The following is a 19330-nucleotide window of genomic DNA, read 5'->3' on the forward strand; positions in this document are numbered from 1 at the left end:
CCCGCGGGGCTCGCCGTTGCCGAGGACGGAAAGGGAGAAGGCCTTTTGCGCAAGACATCGTCTGAAGGGCGTCGCCAGAGCGCCGCCCAGGCCCGGGAACGGGCGCGTCGGTTCGGCCTGCGGCTGCAGGGCGCGACGCGGGAGGGCACGGTGATCGTGCTGCTCGCGACGTGCATCTTTCTGCTGCTGGCCCTGTTCAGCTATTCGCCCGCGGATCCCGGCTGGTCGCACAGCGGGCCGGAGCAGGCGGTGAGCAACTGGATGGGGGCCTTCGGTGCCTGGCTGTCCGACGTGCTCTATTCGCTGTTCGGGGCCAGCGCCCTCTGGTGGCCCGGGATGCTGGGCTTCGCCGCCTGGCGCCTGATGCGCCGTCGCGAGGTGCGCCTGGAGTGGGATGCCACGGCGCTGGCGGTGCGGGCCGGCGGGCTGGTGCTGCTGGTCATGGCCACCACCAGCCTCGGGGCGCTGCATTTCTACAACCCGCACAGCGACCTGCCCTATCAGGCCGGCGGCATCCTCGGCGAAGGGCTCTCCGGTGCCCTGACGCCCACGGTAGGGCGGCGCGGCGCCACGCTGGTCGCGCTGGTCGCCTTCCTGGCCGGTTTCCCGCTGTTTTCCGGGCTCTCCTGGCTGACGGTGATGGACGAACTGGGGCTGCGCTTCCATCGCGCCCTGCAGTGGTTGAGCACCCAGTTCGGCCTGGCGCGCGAGGCGCTGCCCCGTCGTCGCGAGAGCGAGGCCACGGGAGACGCCGAGGAGCTCGCGACGGCCGAGCCGGAGGATGACGACGCGATGGCCGACGCCGAACCGGCCCGCCGGTGGTGGCAGCGCCGGCGCGAGGAGCCGGTGCTGGCCGGTGGGCCGCGCCAGGAGCCCAATCTGGGCGACATCGGGGGCGCCTCGGCCGAGTCCGAGCGGCCCACGCAGGCAGCCTCCCGCGAAGACGCCAGCACCGAGATCCCCTGGGATGTCCCCGATCGCACGCCCTCGGCCAGGCAGCCGGGTGCGGCTCAGGCGGCCGACGAGCCGGCTTCGCCGAGCGCCCCCGAGCCGTCGCGCGAGGCCGGGGCTGCCGCCTCGCCACGACAGGCGAGCGATGCGCAGGCGCCAGGCCCCGAGCCGCCGTTGCAAGAGGCGAACGACGAGCCGGAGGCCCGGCCCGAGCCATCGGTGGAGACACGGCGCCGCGAACCCTCGATCAACTTGGAGGCCGCGGCTGCCACCCCGACGCGGCAGGACAATGCCCCACCGGAGCCGGTGCTGCCGGACGACGAGCCGATCATCCCCGCCAGCCTGTCGCGCCCGGTTCGGGATGAGCCACCGGCGACGCCGGCTCACGACCGTGTCGACGCGGCGTCGAAGGACGAATCGATCGCCAGCGTGCGCTCACCGGCGCCGCGCTCCGAGCCGCCGACGCACGATGACCGTCCGGGGCCGGACCCCGAGGCGTCTGCCGAGCCTGCCCCGGACACGCCGCCCGAGGCGCCGGCTGCTCGTGAGCCCGCCGGACGCGCGGCGCACGCGTCCGTCGAAGACGCGGAGACGCATCACCAGGGCGCCCCGACGCGCCAGGCCGAGGCGCCGACGCCGCCTGTCGTGCCGCGCGAGCCTGATACGCGCGAACCCGATGCGCCGGCGCCCGCCACCGGCGAGCCGCGCATCGCCGGTGCGGAGCAGGCCCGGGAAGCCGCCCGGGAGCCGGACGGCCCGGCGCTGTGGACGGTCGAGCATCTGCAGAACCAGCGCCCGGTGCTCGATGACCTGCCGGAGCCGGACGGTGACTTCCCGTCGCTGCGCCTGCTCACGCCGCCGGATCCGCATCAGCCCAACTACACGCCGGAGCAGCTGGCCGACATGGCCGAGCTGCTCGAGACGCGGCTGCGCGAATACGGTGTCAAGGCCGAGGTGGTCGAGACCTGGCCGGGGCCGGTGATCACGCGCTTCGAGATCAAGCCTGCCGCCGGGGTGAAGGTCTCCAAGATCAGCAACCTGGCCAAGGACCTGGCGCGCTCGCTGATGGTCAAGAGCGTGCGGGTGGTGGAGGTGATCCCGGGCCGCCCCACGGTGGGCATCGAGATTCCCAACCCACACCGCGCCATGATCCGCCTGCGCGAGGTGATCGACTCCGACCGCTACCAGCAGGCCGATTCCGCCCTGACCCTGGCGCTGGGCCAGGACATCGGCGGCGGCCCGGTGGTGGCCAACCTGGGCAAGATGCCCCACCTGCTGGTGGCCGGTACCACCGGCTCGGGCAAGTCGGTGGGCGTCAACGCCATGCTGATCTCCATGCTGCTCAAGGCGACCCCGGAAGACGTCCGGATGATCATGGTCGACCCCAAGATGCTCGAGCTGTCGGTCTACGACGGCATCCCGCACCTGCTGGCGCCGGTGGTCACCGACATGAAGGAGGCCGCCAACGGCCTGCGCTGGTGCGTGGCGGAGATGGAGCGCCGCTACAAGCTGATGGCGGCGATGGGGGTGCGCAACATCGCCGGCTTCAACGCCAAGCTCGACGAGGCCGAGCGCGCCGGTGCCCAGGTCGCCGATCCACTGTGGGAACCGCAGCCGTGGCAGATGCACGAACAGCCGCCGGTGCTCGAGAAGCTGCCCTACATCGTGGTGGTGATCGACGAGTTCGCCGACATGTTCATGATCGTCGGCAAGAAGGTCGAGGAGCTGATCGCGCGGCTGGCCCAGAAGGCCCGTGCGGCGGGCATCCACCTGATTCTCGCCACCCAGCGGCCGTCGGTGGATGTGGTCACCGGCCTGATCAAGGCCAACATACCCACGCGGATGGCCTTCCAGGTCTCGTCCAAGGTCGATTCGCGGACCATCCTCGATCAGGGGGGCGCGGAGAACCTGCTCGGCCACGGTGACATGCTCTACCTGCCGGCCGGCGCCGGCATGCCGACCCGTGTCCACGGCGCCTTCGTCGATGACGACGAGGTGCATCGGGTGGTCGAGGACTGGAAGCGTCGCGGCGAGCCGGAGTACATCGAGGAGATCCTCTCCGGCGGCGTCTCCGCCGATGCCCTGACCGGCCTGGAGGCCGAGGGCGGTGGCGACGGCGACGATGCCGAGCAGGACGCGCTCTACGACGAGGCGGTGATGTTCGTCACCGAGTCGCGCCGGGCCTCGATCTCCGCCGTGCAGCGCCGCTTCAAGATCGGCTACAACCGCGCGGCGCGCCTGGTGGAGGCCATGGAGATGGCCGGTGTCGTCTCCACCATGGGGACCAACGGCTCCCGCGAGGTGCTGTCCCCGCGAGCGGGGGGCGACTAGCAGCGCGCCCGCCACCGACGCGGGCGTCTCCCCTGGGAGACGCCCCCCTTCAACCATGCAACCAGCATGAAAGCGCCGGCAGGCCTGCAACCCGCCGGCGTCCATACAGTCCGAGTGACAGGATTCCAGTTGGAACCGTCCAGGGAGACAGAGCACCATGATAGTGAAGAAGACCCTTGCCGTTATCACCATGACCCTGGCCATGCCGCTCGCGGCCCTGGCCAGCGAAGGGGCGGATCGCCTGACCCGCATGCTCGAGCCGCTGCAGACCTTCGAGGCGCGCTTCGAGCAGCAGATCCTCGACGCCAGCGGCGAGCGTCTCCAGGAAGCCCACGGCCAGATGTGGCTCGCGCGTCCCGGCAAGTTCCGCTGGGAGGTGGAGGCTCCCTACCAGCAGGAGGTGATCTCCGACGGCCAGGAGGTGATGCTGCACGACCCCGACCTGGAGCAGGCCACCATCCAGGCCCTGGATCATCGCGTCACCCATACCCCGGCCCTGCTGCTCTCCGGCAGTGCCAGCGACCTGGTCGACAGCTATGACGTGACTCGCCAGCAGCAGGGGGGCGCCGAGACCTTCACCCTGCTGCCCAAGTCGGCGGATACCCTGTTCGAGGAGCTGAAGATGACCTTCCGCGGTGAGCTGCTGACCACCCTGCAGATGACCGACAGCACCGGGCAGCGCACCGCCATCGAGTTTCGCGATGCCACCATGAACCAGGCCATCGACGACAGCCGCTTCGTCTTCGATATCCCCGAGGGCACCGATGTGATCCGCGATACGCAGTAATCCCGGGCTACGCCCGGAGCTGTAAGCTATAAGCTTTCCTGATTACGTACGACGCTCAGCTGTGCTACGAAAGCCATCGAAAAATCCTTAATTTTCAAAAATATATGATCATCACTGCATTGGAGGTGCCGGTCTGGGTCAAAATTCACGATGTGGGTTTTTCTCCGCATGAGCTTGAATCGTAGGCGTTTAGGTGGCAAATCCTCCAGCGTGGTTGAGTTTAATGCGTAATCAGGAAAATGTTGGCACGTCTATCGCGTTCCGGTGAGCTGACGCCGGTATGGGTCCCCACGCCGGAGCAGGAGGCGGTGCGCGACCTGACGCGGGCTCGCTGTGGAACTGCTCGTGAGTGGCATGCGCCTGGTAGCGCTGGATCACCGCCTGCGGTGCCTCGTCCAGGCTGGTCCACCAGCCTTCCAGTTCATAGTCCGGTTCGATCAGCAGCTGGCCATCGCGATCGGCGGTGCGCTCGACCAGGCGCATCACACGCTTGACGACGTATTCGACCTTGTCGTCATCGCGGATTGAGACGGTCTGCGTCCACAGCGCCTGGCGCTTACCCGGGCGCAGCTCCTCCCAGTAGTCCCCGGCCACGGCCAGCCAGGTGGCCAGGTCTTCCTTGGCCGAGCGGCGCGGGTTCCACTTGACGAGATAGTCCAGCACGCGCCCGTCCTCGGCGCAGGCCCGGCGTTGCTGTTCAAGCAGCGCCAGATGCGCCTGGCTGTCGAAGCCGCTGTCCTCACGCAGCAGGAGGGGCTGTTCGGTCAGGCCCTGGGCGCGGGGCAGCACCCGCTCCAGGAAGGCGTTGCTCTCCTTCATGGTGTGCTGCTTGCCGGGACGCAGTTCCAGGCCCAGACACCAGCCTTCATTGCCCAGATAAGCGGCGATCGGGGTGTAGCCATCGACCTTCTGGTAGGTCCGCGAGACGCCTTCCTTCTTGGAGTTGCTGTTGTCCATGACGAAGGTGTCGATGTCCAGGCAGACGTGTGTCGTCTCGGCGGTGATCGGTGCCTTGGCCAGCGACAGCAGCGTCGTGGACCAGGACGCGGTACTCTCCTGAAGCCCTTGGGTGGCGAGCTTCTCCAGGCGTTGGCGCAGCGTCGCCGTGCTGGGCACCTTGTGCAGGTTGAGCAAGTGCTTGAACGATTTGTCCTGACGGAAGTTCTCGATGGCATCGAAGTCACTCATGCCCAGACACAGCAGCCCCAGATAGGCCTTGACGATGTCACTGTTACGCACTCCTTGCGAGATGGGGAAGCGACTGTCGAGGCTGTCGATACCGGCCATCTCGACGCACTGGCCGATGATCGAGAGGCCGGCATGGCTGGTGAGGGTACGACCACTGGCGCGGAACTGGATGTTGGGCATGGTACGCTACGGGTGAAGGGCTGATTTGACGATATTACCATGCAGGTCAGCAGGTTAGGAGCGTTTTTTGGTGCCGGGTTCACGGATTCAGGATTATCTCCAACTATCGTAGTAAAGATAAACGCACAAAACAGTCTATATTGTTTGTTTAGATATTCGGACATGCAGGTCAGCGGGTTAGGAGCGTTTTTTGGTGCCGGGTTCACGGATTCAGGTAGGGTAGATGCTTTCGTTGGAGCATCTTGAGAGAAGACAAAGCATAGGAGCTCAATAATGAACAACAGTGAAGTAACCGAAACGCCCATAAAATGGGTGAAAAAATGGTCTAATGAAGAAATCAAAAATCTAGTGGATCAGGAGATAGGGCTGATTGATCCCCGTATTTATTCAGATCAGGACCTGTATGAAATTGAGCTTGAGAGAGTCTTTGCTCGTTCCTGGCTGCTTCTTGGGCACGAGGGGCATATTCCCAAGGCGGGCGACTATATCACAACCTATATGGCTGAAGATCCTGTCATCGTCGTTCGGCAGAAAGATGGGAGCATCAAGGTCTTCCTGAACCAGTGTCGGCATCGTGGTATGCGAATTGAGCGTTCGGATTTCGGAAACGCAAAATCATTCACCTGTACATATCACGGCTGGGCCTACGATACCGCCGGAAATCTAGTCAACGTCCCCTTCGAGAAAGAAGCCTTTTGTGACAAGAAAGAGGGTGACTGTGGGTTCGACAAGGCCGATTGGGGTCCGCTGCAAGCGCGTGTGGATACCTATAAAGGTTTGATTTTCGCCAACTGGGATGAAGAGGCCCCGGATCTGCTCACCTATTTGAGCGACGCAACCCCCTATATGGATGTAATGCTCGATCGGACCGAGGCGGGTACCGAGGTTATTAGTGGCATGCAGAAAACGGTAATCCCATGTAACTGGAAATTTGCCGCCGAGCAGTTCTGCAGTGATATGTACCACGCAGGCACGATGTCGCATCTGGCGGGCGTGCTGTCCAGCCTTCCGCCCGACGTGGATCTGTCTCAGGTGAAACTGCCGTCAACCGGTAATCAGTTCCGAGCCAAGTGGGGCGGGCACGGAACCGGTTGGTTCAATGATGACTTCGCGCTCCTGCAAGCCATTATGGGGCCTAAGGTGGTTGATTACTGGACCAAAGGGCCTGCAGCTGAGCGCGCTCAGAGCCGTTTGGGGCAAAAGCTTCCCGCTGACCGAATGGTCGCACAGCACATGACAATTTTCCCGACGTGTTCGTTTCTCCCAGGAATCAATACAGTCCGTACTTGGCATCCGCGCGGGCCCCATGAGGTCGAGGTATGGTCCTTCATTGTAGTGGATGCCGATGCACCGGAGGAAATTAAGGAAGAGTATCGCAGGAAGAACATTTTCACCTTCAACCAGGGTGGAACCTATGAGCAGGACGACGGCGAAAACTGGGTAGAGGTTCAACGAGGGTTGCGGGGTCATAAGGCGAGAAGTCAACCCCTCTGTGCTCAGATGGGTGCCGGTGTCCCGAATAAAAACAATCCAGAATTTCCTGGAAAGACCAGCTACGTCTATAGCGAGGAAGCCGCGCGCGGAATGTACCATCACTGGGCTCGCATGATGTCCGAGCCAAGCTGGGAAACGCTGCGGCCATGAGCGATTGAGAACATCGAAGAAAGTAATCGCATTCCCTGTGTCTACTGCGGCTGGGGAATGCGAAAGGTGGCTGAGCCGGCGAAACAAGATCAACTCAGTCTTGGTGGCTATTAATCTGGCCGAATTCCAAAGGCATTGGTCCTAGGTCTGGAGTTGGCTTTGCTTAAACGCTCAATCTTATGTCAGCACCTAATGTAGATAGAAGGAATAAAAAATGACATCTAGTGATCTTACTAAACCGATCGAATGGCCACTGAAGCCCATTGATCATGAGCTTCAACACGCCGTGGAACAATTCTATTACCGCGAGGCCCAGTTGCTTGATTATCAGAAATACGAGGACTGGCTGGCTTTGATGACCGAAGACGTTCGGTACTGGATGCCGATTCGAACCAGCCATATCTCCCGGGATAAGGCCCTGGAGTACATTCCCCCGGGAGGTAACGCCCACTTTGACGAAGACTATGAGAGCTTACGGGCAAGAATTCGTGGGAGACTGTCAGGCCTAAACTGGACCGAGGATCCGCCTTCCCGCAGCCGACACATTGTCAATAACGTGATCGTCCGTCAAACAGAGGATTCTGCCGTGTTGGAGGTTAGTTCCGCGTTCCTTTGTTACAGAAACCGGCTGGAGCGTATGACGGACATATATGTTGGTGAGCGCAGAGATATTTTGCACCGTGTGACCAATGGACTCGGGTTCAAGATTTCCCAGCGAACCATATTACTCGATCAGAGCACGATTACTGCTAATAATCTCAGCCAGTTTTTCTGATTGGTACAAAGCTCTTGTCGTTCACTTATAAAGTAAAGCTCTCATATATGGAGAAAGCTTTATAAGTGAACCTGATCAATTCCTGCCTAAAAGTTGAGTAGCGAACCAAATCAAGTGTTAGGAGACAACGAAATAATGACATTCTCCGTAGTATGTAACGTATCTGACATTCCGGTTGGTGAGGCCCTGAAGGTTGAAGGTAGCGAGGGAGCTATCGCAATTTTCAACGTCGATGGTGAGCTGTTCGCGACACAGGATAGATGTACTCACGGAGATTGGTCCTTATCTGAAGGGGGTTACCTCGAAGGAGACATCGTCGAATGCTCTCTGCATATGGGTAAGTTCTGTGTACGCACGGGCAAGGTAAAAGCGGCACCTCCATGTGATCCGCTCAAAATGTTTCCGTTAAAAATCGAGGGCGATGATGTCCTCGTTGATTTTGACACCGGGTATTATGCGCCATGAGTAAATCAATTGTTATTATTGGCGCCGGGCTTGCCGGGGTAACTGCGGCTCGCTGTCTGCGAACTGAAGGGTATCAGGGGACGATTCACCTAATAGGAGAAGAACCCTGTGGTGCCTATGATCGACCGTGTCTGTCCAAGGAACTCCTGGCGGGAAAAGTGAACGAACCCGCGGCGATCCTGGGGCCTGACTGGAGTAAGTCAGCTAACATAACGCTCCATCTGGCGGAGCGGGTGACTGAAATTGATATCGCAAACCGGCAGGTTCGCTTGCAGTCCGGCGGCCACATTCCCTACGACTATGTGCTCCTGGCAACGGGGTCACGCGCAAGGCGCATCCAGGCTGAGGGCAGCAATCTGCCGGGCATCCATACACTGCGAACATACGAAGATGCCAACAGGCTGAAGGATTCACTGGCAACGGCCAAGTCCCTGGTAATCGTTGGTGGCGGCCTGATCGGATGTGAAGTGGCAACCACCGCTAGCGGTCTTGGTGCCAGCGTCACCATTCTGGAGTGTGGGGACGAACTACTGTTACGTGTTCTGGGCCGTGATACCGGCAAGTGGTGTCGTAACGAATTGGAACGTATTGGCGTTCAGGTCGAACGAAGTGCGCATGCCTTGCGTTTCGAAGGCGACGAACGCGTGCGTGCGGTTGTGTGCACTGATGGTCGACGAATAGAAGCTGACACCGTCCTGGTAAGCATTGGGGCCGAGCCGGCCGATGATCTCGCTCGAACAGCCGGTATTGAATGCCAACCGGGTGGTGGTGTACTCGTCGATGCCACTGGAAAAAGTTCAGATCCCAGCGTGTTCGCAGCTGGGGATGTGGCTGCCTGGCCACTGAGATCGGGTGAGCGGCGCTCACTTGAGACATACCTGAACAGCCAAATAGAGGCGGAAACTGCCGCCCTCGCTATGTTGGGCAAGCCCCAACCCTCGCCTCAGACCCAAACCTCCTGGACTGAAATTGCAGGGCACAGACTCCAGATGGCAGGTGATATTAACGGCCCAGGCGAAATTGTTGTGCGCAATAACGAACAGAGTAGATCCCGTCTGTTGTTCAGGGTCCTGGATAACCGCGTGGAAGCGGCCATAGCCATTGATGATCCGCGAGATTTTTCGATTGCAAGCCGTCTGGTGACGCGAGGTGTTCCTGTTTCCACGCCAGAGTTGGCTGATCCTCAATTCAGTCTGAGGGACTTTTTGAAGGCTAAGGCATAGCGACGCCGAGCGAGATTAATTTTGAAGGTCTACAGGATTTTCAATTAGGAAGCCTATTTATGAAATTACAAGATGAAGTAGTCTTTATTACCGGGGGTGCGTCAGGGTTGGGTCGTGCCCTGGTAGATAGATTCGTTAAGGAAGGTGCCAAGGTCGCAGTTTTCGATAAATCTCCGGATCGAGTTCGCCAGCTGGAGCAAGAGCACGGTAAAGCAGTGGTATCGATTGCCGGTGATGTGCGTTCTTTGGAGGATCTGAAAAGAGCGGCCACCCAATGTGTTGACACGTTTGGAAAAATCGATGTGTTAATACCCAATGCGGGTATATGGGATTACAACATGCCGCTTGTCGATTTACCGGAAGATAATATCGACAAGGCGTTTGATGAATTATTTCAGATTAATGTAAAGGGCTATATTCTCGCTGTAAAGGCTTGCCTGCGGGCTCTCGTTGCCAGTCGTGGCAGCATTATATGTACGATTTCAAATGCGGGCTTTTATCCCAATGGCGGTGGACCTCTATATACGGCTACAAAACACGCGGTTGTCGGCCTGGTACGTGAACTTGCATTTGAGTTGGCACCCTACATACGCGTTAATGGTGTTGGCGTTGGCGGGATGAATACGAGCCTGTCAGGGCCAGGTTCATTAGGTATGAACGAGAAATCCATATCTGAAATCCCGTTGGGGGAAATGTTGGAAAGCGTACTACCAATCGGTCGTATGCCCGATGTTGATGAGTACACAGGGGCTTATGTGTTTTTCGCCACAAGAGGGGATTCCGCACCCGCTACTGGTGCACTGTTAAACTATGACGGTGGCATGGGTGTCCGTGGGCTCTTTTCTGTGGCTGGAGGTAATGACCTCCTTGACAAGCTCAATATCGAATAAATCGAATAAGGAGATATAAATGGGTATCAAAAGCCTGGGCTACATGGGGTTCTCTGTAAGCGATGTGCAAGCGTGGCGCTCCTATCTCACCAAGAAAATCGGATTGATGGAGGTTAATGGCTCTGATGAGAAAGCCTTATTTCGTATGGATTCAAGGGAGTGGCGAATAGCGATAGAAAAAGGTGACTCTGACGACCTCGAGTTTGCAGGCTATGAAGTGGCTGATTCTAAGGCATTGAGGCTAATGACGGAACGGCTACGTGAAGCAGGGGTCCAGGTCAAGACTGGCGACACTGAACTGGCAGAAAAACGTGGCGTGATGGATTTGATCTCATTCAATGATCCATTTGGGATGTCCTTGGAGCTTTACTATGGGGCCACAGAGTTATTTGAGCAGCCTTTTATCTCTAGCGCTGGTGTCAGCGGGTTCGTTACCGGAGAGCAAGGAGCGGGACATTATTTTTATGCGGTTCCAGATATTGAGAAAGGCCTGTCGTTTTACACGGAACTGTTAGGCTTTCAGTTATCCGACGTAATCGACATCGCGATAGGCCCGGATATTACTGTGCGAGGTTATTTCCTTCATTGCAATGGTCGCCACCACACCCTGGCTATCGCCGAGGCTCCGTTACCCAAGAGGGTTCACCATTTCTTGCTGCAAGCCTTGACGCTTGATGATGTAGGTTATGCCTACGACCGACTCGATGGTTCGTCAGACAAATTAACCGACTCTAACCTTCAGGCAGAGGAAAGTGACAACAATACATCTAGCATGATCACTGCGACGATCGGACGTCACGTTAACGACCACATGGTCTCATTTTATGCTGAAACACCATCCGGGTTTGAACTTGAATTTGGCTGGGGTGCTCGTGACGTCGATGATTGTTCCTGGGTGGTGACAAGACACAACCGAACTGCCATGTGGGGGCATAAATCGGTACGAAGAAAATAACAGCTTCTACTAACGGGAATTGGCAGAGATAAAATAAAAATGAAGGAAAAAATAAAAATGAAGGAAAAAATAAAAATAACATCTGTTATAGCTGGCTTGATGATTCCCGCCGGAAATGCCTTGGCGGTCAGCGACGTATTCAGATTTGTTGGGCATGGTCCAATTTCCACGGCGATGGGCGGAGCTGCAACTGCTTATGATGTGGGCGCAGCAGGCATGATGACAAACCCCGCGACTCTCTCTTTGATGGAGCAGGGTTCTGAGATTCATGTGGGTTTCGATGTTGTAATTGCTGACATCTCGGTTAAAGACCAAGCCACTGGGGAGGTCTCCTCCTCCAGAGATCACTCGAAAAACCGAGGCCCATATGCTGCGCCGCAGCTGGCCTATACCTATCGCAATGGCTCCCTGGCGCTTGGTTTTGGTGCCTTTCCTCAAGGTGGGGTAGGGACAGAGTACGGTAATGACGGTTTTCTCTCCCGTGCCACCGGGGGGCTTGATACGGGGCTCGAGTCTTCCAGTCGGCTGCTTACCATGAATATCCCGTTTGCTGCCAGCTATGAGGTTAATGACCAGCTTATAGTAGGGGCCAGCGTGGATGCCCTGTGGCAAGGCCTGAACCTTGAAATGTTGATGGGGGCGGACCAGGTAGGCTCGCTTATGGGGTCTGGTCGTGTGAGTGGGACTATTGTACCTGTGCTCGGAGGTTTGCCTGACTTTCGCGGCGCGCATTTCAGCTTTTCAAGAAACCACCCGGTTGCAAGCGGTGTAGATGCCTGGGGGTTTGGGGGGCGAGTGGGTATGATCTACAAGTACAGCCCGGACACCCGAATAGGGGTTGCTTATTCCATGAAGAGCAATATCGGGGATATGAAGGGTGATGGAGTCCTGACTGCGGTCGATGCTGTTGCCGGACAAATCGCGCTACCTGGAACGGTTAAAATCCGCGATTTTCAAACACCCGCTCAATTGAATCTGGGGATAAGCCACCAGGTTGGTAGCCAGTGGTTGCTGGCGGCTGACCTCTCCCGGATCTTCTGGGAGGATGCAATGAAAGATATCGATGTTGCTTTTGAGGCGGATACTGGCCAAAATATCGATATTCTCCTTCCGCAGAATTATAAAGATCAAACAGCGCTTTCGCTAGGTGCTGCCTATATGACGGGAAAGTGGACGCTGCGAGGCGGTGTCAGATTTGCGACTCAGGCGCTACGCTCAGATACATTACTTGCGGTTATTCCTGCTATTCCTAATACTTTCGGGTCTCTGGGGTTTTCTTATCAATGGTCAAAGGCAAGTAAAGTGGACTTTGCCTGGACCCACTCCTTTGAAGAGACGATGGAGAACTCTAGGCTGCCTAACACTTCTGACCCAATAAGGGCTAAGCATTCCCAAGATAGTTTTGGTTTAGCTTACACTTATAGATTTTAAATTTCCCTCGGCTTGGATAAGAACAAGGAGGTTCTATCGATAGTGTATGTAATTTACTCGAGATACTCCGGATCGAGTTGCATATATCTTCTTTGGGATAGCGGTTGTAAGAATCTATGTGCGCCTTCTGAAACCTAGTGACCCAATATTTCGAAAAATGAGGAATGAGAGATGACGAACCCTGAAATCGGTAAGAGCGTTGTAGCGGCAGGTATCCAAACCAATTACCACGACGTTGGAGAAGGATACCCGGTAATACTGGTTCACGGCTCTGGACCGGGTGTGACGGCATACGCTAATTGGCGACTTAATATTCCCTATCTAAGCCAGTTCTATCGTGTTATTGCGCCCGATATGGTTGGATTTGGCTATACCGAACAACCTGAAGGCTATGAGTTTTCCCTGGATAATTGGGTCCAGCACATCATCGGTGTTATGGACGCTCTGGATATTCAAAAGGCTCACATCGTAGGTAATTCTTTTGGGGGGGGGCTCGCGATTGCTACCGCTCTGAGGTATCCGGAGCGAGTGGGTCGTTTGGTCCTGATGGGCGCAGCTGGCACTAAGTTCAAGCTCACAGAGGGCCTGGATGCAGTCTGGGGTTACCAACCGTCTATAGAGAATATGCGCAAGCTTCTCGATCTCTTCGCTTATGACCGTTCCCTGGTGAGCGATGAATTAGCAGAGGTGCGATATAAAGCAAGTATTCGCCCTGGGGTTCAGGAGTCATTCGCAAGTATGTTCCCTGCCCCACGCCAGCAGTGGCTAGACTCGTTAGCCAGCTCTGACGAAGAGCTTAAAAGTCTTTCCAATGAGGCATTGATTATTCATGGAAGAGAGGATCGGGTTGTCCCGTTATCCAGCAGCTTGCACTTGGCTGAAGTCATAGATCGTGCGCAGTTGCATGTTTTCGGTCGCTGTGGGCATTGGACACAAATTGAACATACAGATCGATTCAACCGTCTCGTAGCTGACTTCTTTAATGAGATCAACGAGTAGTATGCTGAATTTTGTGGGTAGATAGAATCGGGTGCCTTTAATGCAAGCGTTAATAATAATTCGGATTTGTATTGATGCAGTTATTGAAGGCGCCGATTTGAAATCAAATTTCTTCAGGCGAGGAAATGGGGGGGTGAGGAATAAATATGTGTTCTAGTGCCAGTGACAGGATTGCAAAGGAACTTTTTTCTGCGTACCAGAGCTCTACGCCGATACAGAGTATTACGGATCGATATCCAGAGCTAACTGTCCAAGATGCATACCAAATACAGAAACTATTTCTTGCTAAGAGGTTAGCGCTAGGTGAGCGAGTTATTGGAAAAAAAATAGGCGTTACCAGTCAGGCTGTCATGGACATGCTGGGTGTGAATCAACCCGATTTTGGCCAGCTGACGGACCGCATGGTGATCAACCAGGGCGAGTCGATTGCCATGAAATCTCTGATCCAACCGAAAGCGGAAGGTGAAATCGCCTTTGTTCTGAAGCGGGATCTGAACGGTCCCGGTGTCACCGTCGCTGATGTGCTTAGGGCCACCGAAGGTGTGATGGCGTGTTTTGAGATTGTCGATTCACGAATTCGCGACTGGAAGATTCGGATTCAGGACACGATCGCGGATAACGCGTCGTGTGGCGTGTTCGTACTTGGTGATCGCCTGGTGGATCCCCGTAATCTGGACCTGTTCACAACCGGTATGGTGCTGGAAAAAAACGGCCGGATCGTGGGTACGGGCGCAGGTGCAGCCACCATGGGGTCTCCGGCGATTGCGGTTGCCTGGTTGGCCAACACCCTTGGCCAGCTGGGAATGTCGCTGAAGGCCGGTGATGTCATTTTGTCCGGCGCTTTGTCCGCCATGGTGCCGGTCAATGCGGGTGACAATTTGCGGATGACGCTGGCGGGTATTGGAAGCTGCTCCGTGCGATTCGAGTAACTATAAGCAACAGGAAAAATTCATGAGCAAGAAAATCAAGGCAGCGATCATCGGCTCGGGCAACATTGGCAGCGACCTGATGATCAAAATCCTGCGCAATGGCAAGCATATTGAAATGGGCGCCATGGTCGGTATCGACCCGGAATCCGACGGCCTGGCCCGCGCCGCACGTATGGGTGTCGCCATCACCGCCGAAGGCGTGGACGGCCTGGTGAAAATGCCGGAATTTGCCGACATCGACATTGTGTTTGATGCCACCTCCGCCGGCGCCCACCGCCACAACGAAGTGTTCCTGCGGGGCCACAAGGAAAACATCAAGATCATCGACCTGACGCCGGCGGCCATCGGCCCCTACTGCGTACCGGTGGTGAACCTGGAGCAGAACCTGCACGAAGGCAACGTCAACATGGTCACCTGCGGTGGCCAGGCGACAATTCCCATGGTTGCAGCGGTCTCCCGGGTCGCCAAGGTGCACTACGCCGAAATCGTGGCGTCCATTTCATCGAAATCCGCCGGCCCCGGCACCCGCGCCAACATCGATGAGTTCACCGAAACCACCTCCAAGGCCATCGAAGTGGTCGGTGGTGCCCAGAAGGGCAAGGCCATCATCATCCTGAACCCGGCCGAGCCGCCCCTGCTGATGCGCGACACCGTCTACGTGCTCTCCGATGCCGCCGACCAGGCGGAAGTGGAAGCCTCGGTGGAAGAAATGGTCAAGGCCGTCAACAGCTACGTGCCCGGTTATCGCCTCAAGCAGAAAGTGCAGTTCGACGACATCCCCGAAGACCAGCCCATGAACGTCCCGGGCCTGGGCCGCTTCAGCGGTCTAAAGACCTCGATCTTCCTGGAAGTAGAGGGCGCCGCCCATTACCTGCCGGCCTATGCCGGCAATCTGGACATCATGACCTCCGCGGCTCTCGCCACCGCCGAGCGCATCGCCGAATCGCTGGTCAACTGAGGAGGAACGAACAATGACATTCAATCCCGGCAAGAAACTCTACATCTCCGACGTGACCCTGCGGGACGGCAGCCACGCCATCCGTCACCAGTACTCCATCAAGAACGTGCAGGACATTGCACGGGCCCTGGACAAGGCCAAGGTGGATTCCATCGAAGTGGCCCACGGTGACGGCCTGCAGGGCTCCAGCTTCAACTACGGCTTCGGCGCCCACACCGACCTGGAGTGGATCGAAGCGGTATCTGAAGTGATTGAACACGCCAAGATCGCCACCCTGCTGCTGCCCGGCATCGGCACCGTCCACGACCTGGACAACGCCTATAACGCGGGCGCCAGAATCGTACGGGTTGCCACCCATTGCACCGAAGCGGATGTCTCGAAGCAGCACATCGAACACGCAAGAAAGCTGGGCATGGACACCGTGGGCTTTCTGATGATGAGCCACATGCAGACCCCGCAGGGCCTGGCGGAGCAGGCCAAGCTGATGGAAGATTACGGTGCTACCTGCCTCTATGTCGTCGACTCCGGCGGCGCCATGAACATGAACGACATCCGTGACCGCTTCCGGGCGCTAAAAGACGTGCTCAAGCCGGAAACCGAAACCGGCATTCACGCCCACCACAACCTGGCGTTGGGTGTGGCCAACTCCATCGTGGCGGTGGAAGAGGGCTGTGACCGCGTTGACGCCTCCCTGGCCGGCATGGGCGCAGGCGCCGGCAACGCGCCGCTGGAAGTCTGTGTGGCTGCCTTCGACAAGATGGGCTGGGAGCACGGTACCGACCTGTACGCCCTGATGGATGCTGCTGACGACATCGTGCGCCCACTGCAGGACCGCCCGGTGCGCGTTGACCGCGAAACCCTGGCCCTGGGCTACGCCGGTGTGTACTCCAGCTTCCTGCGCCACTCCGAAGTGGCGGCGCAGAAGTACGGCCTGAAGCCCGTGGACATTCTGGTGGAGCTGGGCAAACGCCGCATGGTGGGGGGGCAGGAAGACATGATCGTGGATGTGGCGCTGGATCTGCTGGCCGCCCAAAAGAAGCAGAATGCATGAGCAAGACATTACCTGATTACGCATAAAGCTCAGCCATCCTCAGGAACCGGTACGGCATCGGCGGCGTTCGGGCGGTGGCCGTGAGAAAGCGCGGGATCATGGCCTTGAGGTCATAGCGCCGATTGAAGCGATACTCGAGCTCGGCGGCCAGGTAGTGCGGGGCGTGCTGCCCGCATATGGCATGATAGGTACCGGTGATCGCGTTCTTGAGGTTACCGAGCAGCGTGTTGACCCAGTTGAACTCCGGGTTCGCCACGCTGGCACGCCCACCGCCGGTGATATGGCGCACATGAGGATAGGGAGGCGCATCGAAGGCCCGGAAGCTCCCGAGTCCGTCGCTGCTCACCTGACTGCCAGGCACAACGGCATGTCGGGCATGCGACGGATCCCGGTCAGGGTAAAACCACTCGCTCGGCGCAGCTGAACCCGCTGTGGGTGGCCCTCCTCATTGGTTTGCAAGGCGGCGATGAAGGGGAACTTGTGATCAGCGCCGCGCCCGCGCTTTTCCGGCCGCTCACCGCCCAGGTAGGCGTCATCGATCTCAATCCGCCCTGAGAGCCGCTCACCCTGGTTGCGCTCGTACATGACCTGCAGCAGCTTGTGCTTGAGCTTCCAGGCCGTGTTGTAGCTGACACCGAGCTCCCGGGACAGCTGCAGCGCCGAGATGCCGCTCTTGCGCTGGGTGAGCAGGTAGATCGCCAGGAACCAGGTGGTCAGCGGCAGATGCGTGCCATGGAAGATGGTACCGGCGGTCAGCGAGGTTTGATGATGGCAGCGATGGCATTGGTAGAGCCCACGCGAGAGTTGGCAGAAGGTCGTGTTGCCGCAGTCAGGACAGACGAAGCCCCTCGGCCAGCGATGCCGAAAGAGCGCCTCCCGGCATTGCCCTTCCGTGCCGTACTGACCCAGGAAGGCCGGCAGTGACAGGCCGGGCTGGAACTGGATGGGATTGCGAGCCATGGCATTATCTCCTTGACTGTCCGTATGATTCCAGGATAGACCTAAGCCGGGACAATGGCTGAATAACGTGTGTAATCAGGTAAGCTTTAAGCTGTAAGAGGATCGCCTCCGTGATCTTGCCACGGGGGCGATTCGTTTCAGGCTGTTGACGGCTTACGGCTTACGGCTTACGGCTTACGGCTTACGGCTTACGGCTTTGCGCCGTCGTCCGCCTCGGCATCGAGCTGCTCCCGCCAGGCCATCAGCTGGCCGTAGCGCTTCTCCTGGCCATATTCCGTGGGCGCATAGAAGCGCCGGTGAGGGACGGCAGCCGGCCAGCAGTCATGGCTGCTGCCGGCGGGGTAGCCGTGGGGCTCGTGGTGCGCGTAGCGGTAGCCCTGGCCGTGGCCCAGGGACTCCATCAGCTTCGTCGGAGCGTTGCGCAGGTAGGTCGGCACCTCCAGCTGTGGCTGCTGTGCCACGAAGGCCTTGGCGGCCTTCCAGGCCCGGTCGATGGCGTTGCTCTTGGGGGCCACCGCCAGGTGGATGGCGGCATGGGCGATGGCGCGCTGGCCCTCGTGGTCGCCCAGGCGCAGATAGGCGTCCCAGGCGGCCATCACCAAGGGCAGGGCGCGCGGGTCGGCGTTGCCCACGTCCTCGGAGGCGATGGCGGCCAGGCGCCGGACCACGTCCAGCGGGTCGCCGCCGCCCTGCACGAAACGGGCGATGTAGAGCAGGGCGGCATCGGGGCGCGAGGAGCGCACCGACTTGTGGATCGCCGAGAGCAGGTCGTAGTAGTGATCGCCCTGCTTGTCGAAGGCGCTGGCCTGGTGGCCGAGCACGTCGACCAGCGCCTCGCGGCGCACCACCTCGCCACCTTCGCCATCGGGCTCGGCGAAGTCGCAGGCGGTCTCCAGCAGGCCCAGCGCCCGGCGGGCGTCCCCGGCGGCGGCCCGGGCCAGCAGGGCCAGCACCTCATCATCGACCCGCAGGCGTCGCGCGCCCAGGCCGCGGGCCTCGTCGGCCAGCGCCCGGCGCAGCACCTCGCCCAGCTCCGCCTCGCCGAGTGAGGTCAGCACGTGCACCCGGGCCCGCGAGAGCAGCGCCGAGTTGACCTCGAAGGAGGGGTTCTCGGTGGTGGCGCCGATCAGGGTCAGCAGCCCCGACTCCACATGGGGCAGCAGGGCGTCCTGCTGGCTCTTGTTGAGACGGTGGATCTCGTCGAGAAACAGCAGCGTCGCCTGGCCGTGAGCCTGGCGCGCCCTGGCCCGCTCCACCGCGGCGCGGATCTCCTTGACGCCGGCCATCACCGCCGAGAGGTGCTCCAGTTCGGCGCCGGACTCGGCGGCCAGGATCTCCGCCAGGGTGGTCTTGCCGCTGCCCGGCGGCCCCCAGAGGATCATCGAGCGCACCACGCCGGTCTCGACCATACGGGCCAGGGGGCGGCCGGGGCCTACCAGCGCCTGCTGGCCCACATAGTCGGCCAGGGTGCGGGGCCGCATGCGCCAGGCCAGCGGGGCGCCGTGATCGCTCTCGTCGGCGAAGAGGTCCATGGCAGGTTCCTTACGTTGATCTCGACAGAGGCAGGTCGTGGGACTGGCTGCTAGAGTGGGGAGGTATCATCGCTGGCCAGG

14 protein-coding genes and 2 pseudogenes are annotated in these 19330 nt (G+C 58.9%); 13 read left to right on the forward strand and 3 right to left on the reverse strand.

All coding sequences use genetic code 11. From position 1 onward, the window contains the following. The first annotated feature begins 45 nt into the window (after positions 1-45). Together KGQ91_RS09925 and lolA are read left to right on the forward strand one after the other, a co-directional pair. Positions 46-3282, forward strand: a complete 3237-nt coding sequence (locus KGQ91_RS09925; RefSeq protein WP_224420931.1) for a DNA translocase FtsK — start codon at positions 46-48, stop codon at positions 3280-3282. A 157-nt stretch (positions 3283-3439) separates the two neighbouring features. Next, entirely contained in the window at positions 3440-4069 is a 630-nt protein-coding gene (gene lolA, locus KGQ91_RS09930) for an outer membrane lipoprotein periplasmic chaperone LolA (RefSeq protein WP_110068223.1), read from the forward strand. Between the two features lie 327 nt (positions 4070-4396). On the opposite strand, the pseudogene KGQ91_RS09935 reads toward lolA, so the two are convergent. Then, positions 4397-5437: pseudogene (locus KGQ91_RS09935) on the reverse strand (IS1380 family transposase); the annotation flags it as partial. A 273-nt stretch (positions 5438-5710) separates the two neighbouring features. On the opposite strand from KGQ91_RS09935, the gene KGQ91_RS09940 reads away from it, so the two are divergent. The 11 genes from KGQ91_RS09940 to dmpG all read left to right on the forward strand — a co-directional run bounded on the left by KGQ91_RS09940 (position 5711) and on the right by dmpG (position 16757). After that, on the forward strand, positions 5711-7081 hold the full coding sequence (locus tag KGQ91_RS09940; RefSeq protein ID WP_163647471.1) for an aromatic ring-hydroxylating dioxygenase subunit alpha: 1371 nt from the start codon (positions 5711-5713) through the stop codon (positions 7079-7081). A 214-nt stretch (positions 7082-7295) separates the two neighbouring features. After that, entirely contained in the window at positions 7296-7856 is a 561-nt protein-coding gene (locus KGQ91_RS09945) for a 3-phenylpropionate/cinnamic acid dioxygenase subunit beta (protein WP_163647470.1), read from the forward strand. A gap of 135 nt (positions 7857-7991) precedes the next feature. Then, the gene (locus KGQ91_RS09950) at positions 7992-8321 is read left to right on the forward strand and encodes a bifunctional 3-phenylpropionate/cinnamic acid dioxygenase ferredoxin subunit (RefSeq protein ID WP_163647469.1); all 330 of its coding nucleotides are present in this window, start codon (positions 7992-7994) and stop codon (positions 8319-8321) included. After that, positions 8318-9544 (forward strand): NAD(P)/FAD-dependent oxidoreductase, encoded by a 1227-nt coding sequence (locus tag KGQ91_RS09955; protein WP_224420932.1) that lies wholly within the window; start codon positions 8318-8320, stop codon positions 9542-9544. The genes KGQ91_RS09950 and KGQ91_RS09955 overlap by 4 nt, the downstream gene beginning before the upstream one ends. A gap of 59 nt (positions 9545-9603) precedes the next feature. Continuing rightward, the gene (gene bphB, locus KGQ91_RS09960) at positions 9604-10434 is read left to right on the forward strand and encodes a cis-2,3-dihydrobiphenyl-2,3-diol dehydrogenase (protein ID WP_110068218.1); all 831 of its coding nucleotides are present in this window, start codon (positions 9604-9606) and stop codon (positions 10432-10434) included. A gap of 19 nt (positions 10435-10453) precedes the next feature. Continuing rightward, positions 10454-11389, forward strand: a complete 936-nt coding sequence (bphC, locus tag KGQ91_RS09965) for a biphenyl-2,3-diol 1,2-dioxygenase (RefSeq protein WP_224420933.1) — start codon at positions 10454-10456, stop codon at positions 11387-11389. 57 nt (positions 11390-11446) lie between these two features. Beyond that, positions 11447-12820 (forward strand): OmpP1/FadL family transporter, encoded by a 1374-nt coding sequence (locus KGQ91_RS09970; protein WP_224420934.1) that lies wholly within the window; start codon positions 11447-11449, stop codon positions 12818-12820. A gap of 171 nt (positions 12821-12991) precedes the next feature. Beyond that, positions 12992-13819, forward strand: a complete 828-nt coding sequence (locus KGQ91_RS09975) for an alpha/beta fold hydrolase (protein WP_224420935.1) — start codon at positions 12992-12994, stop codon at positions 13817-13819. 146 nt (positions 13820-13965) lie between these two features. Next, a complete protein-coding gene (gene dmpE, locus KGQ91_RS09980; protein WP_110068214.1) occupies positions 13966-14748 on the forward strand; it encodes a 2-oxopent-4-enoate hydratase in 783 nt (260 codons plus the stop codon). Between the two features lie 22 nt (positions 14749-14770). Next, positions 14771-15706, forward strand: coding sequence for an acetaldehyde dehydrogenase (acetylating) (locus KGQ91_RS09985; protein ID WP_224415255.1), 936 nt, complete (start codon positions 14771-14773; stop codon positions 15704-15706). A 13-nt stretch (positions 15707-15719) separates the two neighbouring features. After that, on the forward strand, positions 15720-16757 hold the full coding sequence (gene dmpG, locus KGQ91_RS09990) for a 4-hydroxy-2-oxovalerate aldolase (RefSeq protein ID WP_163647461.1): 1038 nt from the start codon (positions 15720-15722) through the stop codon (positions 16755-16757). A 16-nt stretch (positions 16758-16773) separates the two neighbouring features. On the opposite strand, the pseudogene KGQ91_RS09995 reads toward dmpG, so the two are convergent. Further along, a pseudogene (locus tag KGQ91_RS09995) lies at positions 16774-17717 on the reverse strand (IS1595 family transposase). Between the two features lie 188 nt (positions 17718-17905). Further along, positions 17906-19249 (reverse strand): replication-associated recombination protein A, encoded by a 1344-nt coding sequence (locus KGQ91_RS10000; protein ID WP_224415254.1) that lies wholly within the window; start codon positions 19247-19249, stop codon positions 17906-17908. Between the last annotated feature and the right edge of the window lie 81 nt (positions 19250-19330).

Origin of the sequence: Modicisalibacter tunisiensis (genome assembly GCF_020148005.1) — a bacterium.
Taxonomy (GTDB): Bacteria; Pseudomonadota; Gammaproteobacteria; order Pseudomonadales; family Halomonadaceae; genus Modicisalibacter; species Modicisalibacter tunisiensis.

Bases quoted from the DNA above. Each gene is read 5' to 3' on its own strand.
- KGQ91_RS09945 (WP_163647470.1), top strand. From the start codon at position 7,296: ATGACATCTAGTGATCTTACTAAACCGATCGAATGGCCACTGAAGCCC.
- bphB (WP_110068218.1), top strand. From the start codon at position 9,604: ATGAAATTACAAGATGAAGTAGTCTTTATTACCGGGGGTGCGTCAGGG.
- KGQ91_RS10000 (WP_224415254.1), bottom strand. From the start codon at position 19,249: ATGGACCTCTTCGCCGACGAGAGCGATCACGGCGCCCCGCTGGCCTGG.
- KGQ91_RS09975 (WP_224420935.1), top strand. From the start codon at position 12,992: ATGACGAACCCTGAAATCGGTAAGAGCGTTGTAGCGGCAGGTATCCAA.
- KGQ91_RS09955 (WP_224420932.1), top strand. From the start codon at position 8,318: ATGAGTAAATCAATTGTTATTATTGGCGCCGGGCTTGCCGGGGTAACT.
- KGQ91_RS09950 (WP_163647469.1), top strand. From the start codon at position 7,992: ATGACATTCTCCGTAGTATGTAACGTATCTGACATTCCGGTTGGTGAG.
- KGQ91_RS09940 (WP_163647471.1), top strand. From the start codon at position 5,711: ATGAACAACAGTGAAGTAACCGAAACGCCCATAAAATGGGTGAAAAAA.
- KGQ91_RS09970 (WP_224420934.1), top strand. From the start codon at position 11,447: ATGAAGGAAAAAATAAAAATAACATCTGTTATAGCTGGCTTGATGATT.
- dmpG (WP_163647461.1), top strand. From the start codon at position 15,720: ATGACATTCAATCCCGGCAAGAAACTCTACATCTCCGACGTGACCCTG.
- lolA (WP_110068223.1), top strand. From the start codon at position 3,440: ATGATAGTGAAGAAGACCCTTGCCGTTATCACCATGACCCTGGCCATG.
- bphC (WP_224420933.1), top strand. From the start codon at position 10,454: ATGGGTATCAAAAGCCTGGGCTACATGGGGTTCTCTGTAAGCGATGTG.
- dmpE (WP_110068214.1), top strand. From the start codon at position 13,966: ATGTGTTCTAGTGCCAGTGACAGGATTGCAAAGGAACTTTTTTCTGCG.
- KGQ91_RS09985 (WP_224415255.1), top strand. From the start codon at position 14,771: ATGAGCAAGAAAATCAAGGCAGCGATCATCGGCTCGGGCAACATTGGC.